6 protein-coding genes are annotated in these 10,147 nt (G+C 42.8%); 3 read left to right on the top strand and 3 right to left on the bottom strand.

The window, feature by feature from the left end; all coding sequences use genetic code 11:
* Window positions 1-206 precede the first annotated feature (206 nt).
* Window positions 207-1,436, top strand: a complete 1,230-nt coding sequence (locus tag AYW75_RS09755; protein ID WP_067098801.1) for a pyridoxal-phosphate-dependent aminotransferase family protein — start codon at window positions 207-209, stop codon at window positions 1,434-1,436.
* Window positions 1,437-1,534: 98 nt separating this feature from the next.
* Here the strand turns inward: AYW75_RS09755 and AYW75_RS09760 are convergent, their stop codons facing one another.
* A complete protein-coding gene (locus AYW75_RS09760; protein ID WP_067098911.1) occupies window positions 1,535-3,013 on the bottom strand; it encodes a RimK family protein in 1,479 nt (492 codons plus the stop codon).
* 178 nt (window positions 3,014-3,191) lie between these two features.
* Here AYW75_RS09760 and AYW75_RS09765 point away from each other — a divergent pair, with 178 nt between their 5' ends.
* Window positions 3,192-4,295 carry a peptidase C39 family protein gene (locus tag AYW75_RS09765; RefSeq protein WP_067098804.1) on the top strand — a complete coding sequence of 368 codons (1,104 nt, stop codon included), beginning with the start codon at window positions 3,192-3,194 and terminating at the stop codon, window positions 4,293-4,295.
* Here the strand turns inward: AYW75_RS09765 and AYW75_RS09770 are convergent.
* Window positions 4,292-5,137, bottom strand: coding sequence for a universal stress protein (locus tag AYW75_RS09770; RefSeq protein ID WP_067098807.1), 846 nt, complete (start codon window positions 5,135-5,137; stop codon window positions 4,292-4,294). The genes AYW75_RS09765 and AYW75_RS09770 overlap by 4 nt on opposite strands.
* A gap of 10 nt (window positions 5,138-5,147) precedes the next feature.
* On the bottom strand, window positions 5,148-6,632 hold the full coding sequence (locus tag AYW75_RS09775; protein ID WP_067098809.1) for a SulP family inorganic anion transporter: 1,485 nt from the start codon (window positions 6,630-6,632) through the stop codon (window positions 5,148-5,150).
* A gap of 207 nt (window positions 6,633-6,839) precedes the next feature.
* Here AYW75_RS09775 and AYW75_RS09780 point away from each other — a divergent pair.
* Window positions 6,840-10,147: retention module-containing protein (locus tag AYW75_RS09780; protein WP_156490836.1), on the top strand; the 3,308-nt coding region annotated here is incomplete at its 3' end.

The following is a 10,147-nucleotide window of genomic DNA, read 5'->3' on the forward strand; positions in this document are numbered from 1 at the left end:
GGTGACAGAAGAAGTTTTGGATTATTCGACTCTTTTCAAAATATAGACTCTTAAAAATAGGTCGATTGCAGTATTATTTCAGCAGATTATTTTGGAAAATTAGTTTTTACCGAGTTTTGGTCTGAAAATACTAAGATTACGATATTTGATTTTACGAAATAGTTGAGATGGATTTTTTTATTAATCATATTTAAAGGCAGGTAAATATGGACTCTACAACGGGCATTCCTTGTCCCGAATTACAATCACTTGACGATATTCTTCCACAAGAGCCGTTGCTGATGATGGGTGCGGGTCCAGTGCCGATCCCTGAGCGCGTGGCCAAAGCCAACTCAGTTGTGATCAATCATCTTGGTCCAACAATGGCGAAAGTCATCGATCAAGTGAAGAGCATGGCACGTTACGTCTTTCAAACAGAGTCCAAGTGGGTACTTGGTGTCGCGGGACCTGCCTCCGCCGCGATGGAAATGTCAGCCGTTAACTTGCTGCAACCTGGTGAAAAGATTCTGTGTTTAAATAACGGCTTCTTCAGTCATCGCATGGCTGAAATGGCTAAGCGCGTGGGTGCGGATGTTCATGAATTGCACATTCCAGTACATGAAGCTGCGGACCCAGAACGAGTGCGTAAAGCGATAGAGCAAGTACGCCCAAAAGTCATTAGTATGGTGCAAGGTGAAACGTCGAACACGGTTTGTAACTATACGCTAAAAGACATTGCAACGATTGCCAAAGAATACGGTTGTCTTGTTGTAGTCGATGCCGTGTGTACGTTGAGTACCATGCCGTTGAAAATGGATGAATGGAAAGTGGACTGCGTGATTACGGGAGGGCAAAAAGGACTGTCGTCTATTCCCGGTGTGTCGCTGGTGGCATTCTCCGATGAAGCTTGGCAAGTGATTGAAAACCGAACAGTTCCACTTACGCATTGGTGCTTTGATGCGAAGCTGGCGGAAAATTTTTGGCACCGCGATGGCTACCATTATACAGCGCCTGTATCCGGCATTATGGCATTGCATGAAGCACTTAAGTTGGTTTGTGAAGAAACGCTAGAAAAGCGCTTTGCACGCCACCTACGCTGCTCAAAAGCGTTACAAGCTGGTATTGAAGGCATGGGCTTGAAATTGTTTATCGAACCTGAAGCACGCCTAAATTCTGTGGTTGGTATCTGCATTCCAGAAGGGTTAACGGCAAAACAGATTTGTGACCACATTTCCGACGTATACCGTGTTGAAATCGCAGGATCGTTTGGTCAACCAATTGTACGTATTGGGCAGATGGGTGAACAGTGTCGCGAACATAACTTATTTCGTACGCTTCATGCGTTTGGTAGCACGATGCGTGACCTCGGAGTTAAAGTAGATCAGCCAAATGGAATGGCCGAGATGGAAGCTTACTTACAAAGAACGCCTCGAGTTTCACACAAAGCTGTTGCCTAAAACGAGTTGAGGTTTGGTGTCGTTAAGCTGTTGGATCTGAATAATGAATACGTAGAGATATGAGGTGAGTCACAGAAAGTGACCACCTCATACATTCATTAGATGTCAGAATGGCCTTGAGTCTTCTGTTGCATTCGACGTAAGAACTCAGACATGATCTGCATGTACAGTTCATCCCCTAAGTATTTGTCTTCAACGCCGCGATCGATGCTTGGATTGTCATTTACTTCGATCACGTAACCACGGCCTTTTAGCTCTTTTACATCCACCCCGTAAAGACCGTTCCCAATCGGTTTAGTAGCGGCAATAGCTGCTTGAAGCACACGCCTTGGTACTTCAAACGTCGGTAAAGTATCGAAGGCACCGCTCTCACTTTTTGATTCGCCGTGCTGATAAATCTGCCAATGGTTTTTTACCATGTAATAACGACAAGCGAAAATCGGTTTGTTGTTTAAAATACCAATACGCCAATCAAATTCGGTGTAAAGGTATTCTTGTACTAACAACAAACTTGATTTTTTGAACAGTTCATCGAGACATTGAGACAGTTCATCACGGTTTTGAGCTTTTAATACCCCTTTAGAAAACGCCCCATCTGGAATCTTAATCACCATTGGGTAGCTGATGTGCTGCTCCAATGTGTCCTCTAAATTGCTTTCACCCTTATGAATAATGCGTGTTTTTGGACAAGGGACTTTATGAGTATTGAATAAATCCGCCAAATACACCTTGTTTGTACATCTCATAATAGACTGCGGGTCGTCCATAACAACCAAGCCATTTGCTTCTGCTTTTTTGGCAAACTGATAAGTATGGTGATCTATGTTGGTCGTTTCGCGAATGAATAAGCCATCGTACTCAGGTAGTCGAACGATATCTTTAGGACCAATGATATCGACCTGAATACCAAGCTGCTTGCCCGCTTGAACAAACTTTTTCAAAGCTTGCTTGTCACTAGGGGGCATGGCTTCTTCAGGGTTGACCAGCATAGCCAAGTCAAATTTCGTGCTACGATTTTTACGTGCCCTGTTCCATACTTTGCTGCTAAAGGCATCCAATGCTTCGGCAAATAACGTTTCTTCTTCATCATTTAACGATTTATGGGATGTGACCTTTAGCGATTTAACTTGCCATTGCTTTTTATAAACCAATGAAAACTCAATTACTGGACATGGAAACTTTTCAAACAGTTTCCGAGCGAAGTCTTTTAGTTCAGGTTGCAGTGTATTACCAAAAACAGCATGCCCTTTGATGGTGGTAGGCTCTGCCGGAATACCGAGTTTTTCGGCAATGGTCGGTAACCACTGAGATAATTCAATATCGTAGAGTGCCTTTTTGTTCAAATCGTTTAAGGTTCTAACCGAAGGCATCACATTATGGCCGCGGCTTTCTGCAAGCAAAGAACAGTAGTAGCCATCAGATAAATAGCGGCTGCTTTTGCATAGGTTAATGATACGTGTTCGATCATTTACCTTCGTCGTAAGGGATAAATATTGTGGGAATGTAATCACGTGATCACTGGCAAGAAAAGCAGACCAGTCTTTCAGTTGATCTACGACGATATAAGTTTGTGCCATGCAGAAAATTCCTTCTAAGGCAAACAGAGAAGGTTGCATCATGCGCTCTTTTCGGGTCATAGAATAGATATTAATAGTTCAAAAATTAAGCATATTTGTAGTTGTTAGATAGATTCTCTTGTACAAAACTAACGGCTCGAATATAACGATTTTTTTTTGGGGCTCAGAGGGCCTGTTCATGGTATCCGATATTGTTATTCGCTTAGCTCAATCATCCGATTTAGACGCGTTAGAAACCCTTGAAAAGAAGGCTTTTCAAGGTGATCGTATGAGTCGGCGTAGTTTACGTCATGGTATTAAATCGGAATCCTCTGTGATGCTTTTGTCTTATTTGGACGAGACGCTGCTTGGGTATGCGTTGGTGCATTTGTTCAAAGGACGGGCTCACGCAAGGTTATACTCATTGGCCGTCGCCAACGAAGCGAGAGGAAAGGGAGTAGGCACACAGTTATTACAGAATGCTGAATTACATGCGGCGAAAAGAGGCTGTATTTCGTTACGCCTAGAAGTAAGCGAGCGTAATGATGGGGCCATAGCGCTTTATCGAAAATATGGCTACCGGTCATTTGGTAGTTACGAGCATTACTATGAAGACGCCAGCAATGCGTTGCGAATGCAGAAACGCATTCGAGCATTTGACGATAAAAGTAAGTTATTGAAAATACCTTATGTTGGACAGCGTACGCCATTTACCTGTGGACCTGCTTCATTATTGATGGTGATAGCGGCCGCAGAAGAACAAGCGGATGCGAGCTTTGAACATGAATTAGATATTTGGCGAGAAGCTACGACGATTTACATGACCAGCGGACATGGGGGGTGTCATCCAACAGGATTAGCTCTGGCAGCTAAGCGACGAGGGTTAGAGGCTGAAGTGTGGCTGAGTGATGATCAACCTTTGTTCATTGATGGTGTGCGTGATGAGCAGAAGAAAACGGTTCTGATGGCTTGTCATACGAAGTTTCTAAAAGAAAGCGCGGCAGAAGGTGTGATTGTTCACAATGAGCCATTAGCGATCCAAGACTTGATTAATGCTGTTGATAAAGGGCACTGGGTTATTATTCTAATCAGTACCTACAGATTAGACGGTAAAAAAACGCCTCATTGGGTGGTCGTGACAGGCTATGATGAGCAGCATATTTATGTGCATGATCCGGATTTTGAGGAAGGTATTGCGCTTGTGGAATGTCAGTACGTGCCGGTATTGAAGTCTGACTTCGAGAAAATGAGTAAATTTGGCCGCTCGCAGTTGCGAGCGGCCGTTGTTGTGTCTAAGGCTTAACGTAGAATTAAGACTGGTACTTGGCTATCGGTCAGCATCTTAGTGGTATTGCTGCCAACAAAGAACTGACGGACTTTAGAGTGGGCGTAGGCGCCCATAGCAATTAAGTCGATTTGATTTTTTTGTTGGTATTGGTGCAATGCACCTTGAATGCTGTCGCCTTCAATAAAATGAGACTCTACCTTAAAACCTAACTCAGAAAGCTTATGACGCGCTTTTTCAAGTGCGTCTTCTTGATCGGCAATATCCCGTTTTACCATCACTAAATGGCAAGGAATGTCTTTCAATAGAGGGCTATGTGCAATCCGTTCAAGCGCTGCAATTGCTGTTTCGCGACCATCGTAAGCGACCATGAAGTTTTGTGGTGCTTTAAATTCATTGGATACAACCATGATGGGTTGAGACAATGAACGTGCCGCATTTTCAAGATTAGAGCCAATTACAGATTTAGAAGTATGCTCAGTACCTTGTTTGCCCACGATATAAAGCAACGCATCTTGTTCAAGGTCTTCTAAGGTTTCCACAAAGTTACCGTGGCGTTGCAGTTTAGTCAGGTTGATATTGCGACCATCAAGGTAAGCTTCGGCGTACTCCAGTAAAACTTTACCGTGCTCTAGGGCGACTTTAGCGCGTTGCTCGTCAAGCTCAGTTAGCTCACTAAGAAGATGCTCACGGCTACCGAAACCAATGGTTCCAGATAAGTCATGCTCACTAGATTTTTGCTTTTCTAACGCATGAAGAAGCACCAACTGTGTTTCCAGTTTAGAGGATGCCCAAGCGGACGCTTCTATGACTTGCTGTGTTAATGGTGAACCATCGATACATGCAATTACGTTTTTCATCCTTGCCTCCTTAATGACCATTCAAAAGCTTCTCAGCTTCTTCAGGTTTGTTGTGTACGCCGAATTTGTCGACCACTGTCTCAGTGGCTTCATTCATTCCAATTACATCAACGGTTGCACCTTCGCGTCGGAATTTTATAACTACTTTATCGAGTGCAGAGACGGCAGTGATATCCCAAAAGTGAGCTTGAGATAAATCGATAGTAACGTGGCTAACCGCTTCTTTAAAATCAAACGCGTCGTTGAATTTTTCAGACGAAGCAAAGAATACCTGACCAACCACTTTGTATGTGGTGCCTTGGTCAACGTTTTCACTCTTAACCACCATAAAGCGACCAATTTTGTTGGCAAAGAATAATGAAGCCAGTAACACACCTGCAAAAACACCCAGAGCAAGGTTGTGAGTCGCGACCACAATAGCAACCGTCGCCAGCATCACGACATTGGTCGACATCGGATGATGTTTCAAGTTAATGATAGAGTCCCAAGAGAAAGTACCGATGGATACCATGATCATGACCGCTACTAAAGCAGCCATTGGGATTTGGCCAATTAAGTCGTCTAAGAAAACCACCATAACCAGCAGCAATACGCCAGCAAAGAGCGTTGAAAGTCGACCACGACCGCCAGATTTAATGTTGATAACAGATTGGCCGATCATGGCACAACCTGCCATGCCGCCCAGTAAGCTTGAACCAATGTTTGCGACCCCTTGACCTTTACACTCACGGTTACGGTCACTAGTAGTATCTGTTAATTCATCCACAATCGTCGCCGTCATCATAGACTCAAGAAGACCCACAACAGCTAAGCCTAAAGAGTAAGGCAAAATAATCATCAGTGTTTCAAAATTAAGCGGTACATCTGGTAACAAGAATATCGGCAGAGAATCCGGCAAATCACCCATATCGCCGACGGTACGAATATCTAAGCCAACCATCATAGCAAAAGCCGTCAATGCGACAATACACACCAGCGGGCTTGGTAGAGATTTACCTATTACTGGGATGTAAGGGAAAAGATAAATGATACCTAGACCTGCAGCTGTCATGGCATAGACGTGCCAAGTAACATTGGTCAATTCAGGCAACTGGGCCATGAAGATCAAAATGGCGAGAGCATTTACAAAACCGGTGACAACCGATCTTGAGACAAAGCGCATTAATGTGCCGAGTTTTAAATAGCCGGCGATTATTTGAAATACACCACAGAGTAAGCTGGCGGCTAATAAGTATTCTAAGCCATGTTCTTTTACCAACGTCACCATCAACAGTGCCATGGCACCCGTGGCAGCAGATATCATCCCTGGTCGACCACCAAGAAAAGAGATAATGACAGCAATACAGAATGAGGCATAAAGACCTACTTTAGGGTCCACCCCCGCAATAATGGAAAAGGCAATAGCCTCAGGAATGAGCGCTAACGCCACCACAGTTCCCGATAGTACGTCACCACGTATGTTCGAAAACCATTCTCTTTTTAATGTATCAGTCATGGACACCCTTTAATTGTCTTAGATAGCGCAGCGGATAAGCTAGACACCTTGCATGCCACGTGCTGCAAATGAAGTGTCGCATTATAAAGAGTCATAATTATGAACGCAATTTGGTCTGAATGAGTCTGATTGTACCTTGGTACAATAGATTCCCTTGATTAAAGAGACTATTTTTTAAGTAAGTGAAAATTTAAGTAGGGAAATATCATGAGCGACAATCAGCAATCTTTTGTAACACTTGGCGAACCAGTTGGTTTTGTGACCATATTGGAAGGTACAGTTCGAGTTCAATCTGTAGATGGGCAAGAGCGAGTTGTTCGAGTTGGTGATCCAATTTTTTTTGGTGAGACGGTTGTTGCTGTTGGAGATGGTAGCGTCACAATCAGTTTTATTGATGGTACCGAGATTATTGTTGCAGATCAGTCAGCTGTAGAAATTAATAATGAAGTTTTCGGTTTGGCAGAATCAAATAATGATGATCAGAATGATTTTTTAGCAGATGGAACTTCAGATATTGAAGCACTGCAACAAGCAATCCTAGCTGGTGATGACCCTACTCAATCACAAGCTGCTCCTGCTGCTGGTCAAGAGCAACAGAATGACAATACTAATGAAGATACAACGGTTGAAGTAAATCGAAGTAATCAAGAAGCTAATCCTACTTATGGTTATGACACAGATGCTAGATCAGCTGACTCTCAACTACGTCAAGTTGAGCAGTCAGATATTGATACTGTAGCCGTCCCTGGTGATGTAATTGTAGATGACATCACATTTGATGATGTAATTAATATTTTAGAGTCTCAAAGCACTATAACTGTGACGGGGACAGCAATTGGTGGGGATATTTCTCCCGGTGACCCTGTTGTAATGACAATTAATGATACTGAATACTCTACTACCGTTAATGAAGACGGTACTTGGGCTGTAGATGTTTTAGGAACTGATTTAGTAGTAGATACAGATTTTCAAGTTGTTGTGAGTTCAACTGATAATGTGGGAAATGAAGTCGACAGTATTGGCTTAAGTGAGCACTCTGTTGATCTTTCTGTTGGCTCAGCAACAATCGAAGCAATTAGTGAAGATACAGGCCAGTTGAGTGATGACTTCTATACCAGTGACAATACTTTAATTGTTAATGGTGAAGTTGAGTTGGAAGATGAAGATGTATTAACTGTCACCTTTAATGGAACAGAATATACGCTTGATAATGGCCTAACAATTTCAGGTAACACATGGTCTATTGATGTAACAAATACTGAGTTAGCAGATGGTATTTATCCTGCTGAAGCTGAAGTTACAGATATTGCAGGAAATGTAAGAACAGTTATTCAAGATGTTACAATTGATACCCTAGCAACAGATGCCCCTACTGTGAGCATTATAGATGATAATGATCCAGATGATGGCATTATTCGTTCGTCTGAGTTAGGTGAAGATGGCGTACAAGTTAGTGTTTCAATCAATGACTCAACCCTAAAAGAGGGTGGTTTTGTTACTCTAAATATTACTAATGGTGATAGTAATACCACATTAGACCTTTCATTAGAAAATGGTGAACTGATTTCGGATAACGGCTCAGTTTCTGGGTTTAGTTACTCCCTTGGGGTGATCTCTTGGAGTGAAAATGTATCCAATGGCGATGAAATTTCGGTAACAGCCACACAAACTGATATAGCGGGCAATGTGTCATCACAAGGGCTTGATAATGCGACTGTTAGAACAGCAGAGCCCGAAGTTAGCATTATTGCAAATGCTAACTCTGTAGATGAAGGTGATATAGCTGGTTTTACTGTTCAGCTTAGTGAAGAGTTCGATCAAGATGTTGTGGTTACTCTAAGCCTAGGGGGAAGTGCTGACAGCTCTGATTATTCTGCTCCATCCAGTCTTCAGGTCTCCTTACCTGCAGGCAGTACATCTGCGACAATTAATTTATCTACACTCTTAGATGGGCAAGTTGAAGGAACCGAGAATCTCATTGTATCAATTGATAGTGTAGATAATGAATTTGTTAAAATTTCCTCTCTTAATTCTGCTTCATCATCGATCATTGATGCAGATTCTGCAGCGATCCCAACAGTTAGTGTTTCGGCTGATGCTTCAAGTGTTGATGAAGGTTCTATGGCGGGCTTTGAAGTAAGCTTATCTAAGGCTGTGGAAGAAGATGTCGTTATTACATTCACCATTTCAGGTGATGTTAACTCGGAAGATTATACTGCTCCAACAGAATTTAATGTCACTATTCCCAAAGGGGCGACCTCTACTTCTATAGATCTTGCCACATTAACCGATGGTGAAGTGGAAGGTACAGAAAACCTAACAGTCTCATTAACTGGCGTTAGTTCAGAAGATGTGGAACTGTCATCTCAAAAGGTCGCGACTACGGCGATTATTGACGCAGATACAGAGACGCTTCCAACTGTCAGTATTTCTGCCGACACCACTTCAGTGGAAGAAGGTGACGTAGCTGGTTTCGAAGTTAGTATATCGCAAGCTTTAGATGAAGATGTTGTTGTAACTTTTAGTGTTTCTGGCGATGTTGATGATCAAGACTATTCTGCTTTAACTGAGTTGAGCATTACTATCCCTAAAGGTTCGACATCTATTCCTCTGGATATAACAACTTTAACTGACGAAATAGTTGAAAGTGCTGAAAACTTAACTATTACCTTAACTGGCCTTTCTTCAGATAGTGCAACATTATCAGCTGATAAATCAGCTACTACAATAATTGCAGATGGAAATTCATCTACAGTTTCTAGCGTTGCTTTAGTCGGTACGTCGGTTAACGAAGGCGATGTCGCTGAGTTTACGGTTACATTGAGTGCGGCCACAGTCGAAGAACAGCGCTTCAGTATCGACTTGTTGGACGGTACTGCAGGTAGCTCAGACTACAATGCTGTACTTCAAAATGCGACGTTTGATAGTGCTGATGTGAGTTACGACTCAAACACACAAGAATTGGTGGTTAAAGCCGGCGTAACGAGCTTCAACATCGGTGTTCAAACTACACAAGACACGACAGTTGAAGGCGATGAATCATTCACATTAAATGTGGGTGGTAAGAGTGCTAATGCTGTTATTGCCGATGATGATGTGGGCTCAACGGTTCAAAGTATTGCTTTAAATGGCACGTCGGTTGACGAAGGCGATGTCGCTGAATTTACGGTTACATTGAGTGCGGCCACAGTCGAAGAACAGCGCTTCAGTATCGACTTGTTGGACGGTACTGCAGGTAGCTCAGACTACAATGCTGTACTTCAAAATGCGACGTTTGATAGTGCTGATGTGAGTTACGACTCAAACACACAAGAATTGGTGGTTAAAGCCGGCGTAACGAGCTTCAACATCGGTGTTCAAACTACACAAGACACGACAGTTGAAGGCGATGAATCATTCACATTAAATGTGGGTGGTAAGAGTGCTAATGCTGTTATTGCCGATGATGATGTGGGCTCAACGGTTCAAAGTATTGCTTTAAATGGCACGTCGGTTGACGAAGGCGATGTCGCTGA

The organism is Marinomonas atlantica, from assembly GCF_001639725.1.
In the GTDB taxonomy this organism is placed as follows: domain Bacteria; phylum Pseudomonadota; class Gammaproteobacteria; order Pseudomonadales; family Marinomonadaceae; genus Marinomonas; species Marinomonas atlantica.

What these genes read in the sequence shown, in the direction of transcription:
- AYW75_RS09755 (WP_067098801.1), top strand. Translation starts at nt 207, where the DNA reads ATGGACTCTACAACGGGCATTCCTTGTCCCGAATTACAATCACTTGAC.
- AYW75_RS09760 (WP_067098911.1), bottom strand. Translation starts at nt 3,013, where the DNA reads ATGGCACAAACTTATATCGTCGTAGATCAACTGAAAGACTGGTCTGCT.
- AYW75_RS09765 (WP_067098804.1), top strand. Translation starts at nt 3,192, where the DNA reads ATGGTATCCGATATTGTTATTCGCTTAGCTCAATCATCCGATTTAGAC.
- AYW75_RS09770 (WP_067098807.1), bottom strand. Translation starts at nt 5,137, where the DNA reads ATGAAAAACGTAATTGCATGTATCGATGGTTCACCATTAACACAGCAA.
- AYW75_RS09775 (WP_067098809.1), bottom strand. Translation starts at nt 6,632, where the DNA reads ATGACTGATACATTAAAAAGAGAATGGTTTTCGAACATACGTGGTGAC.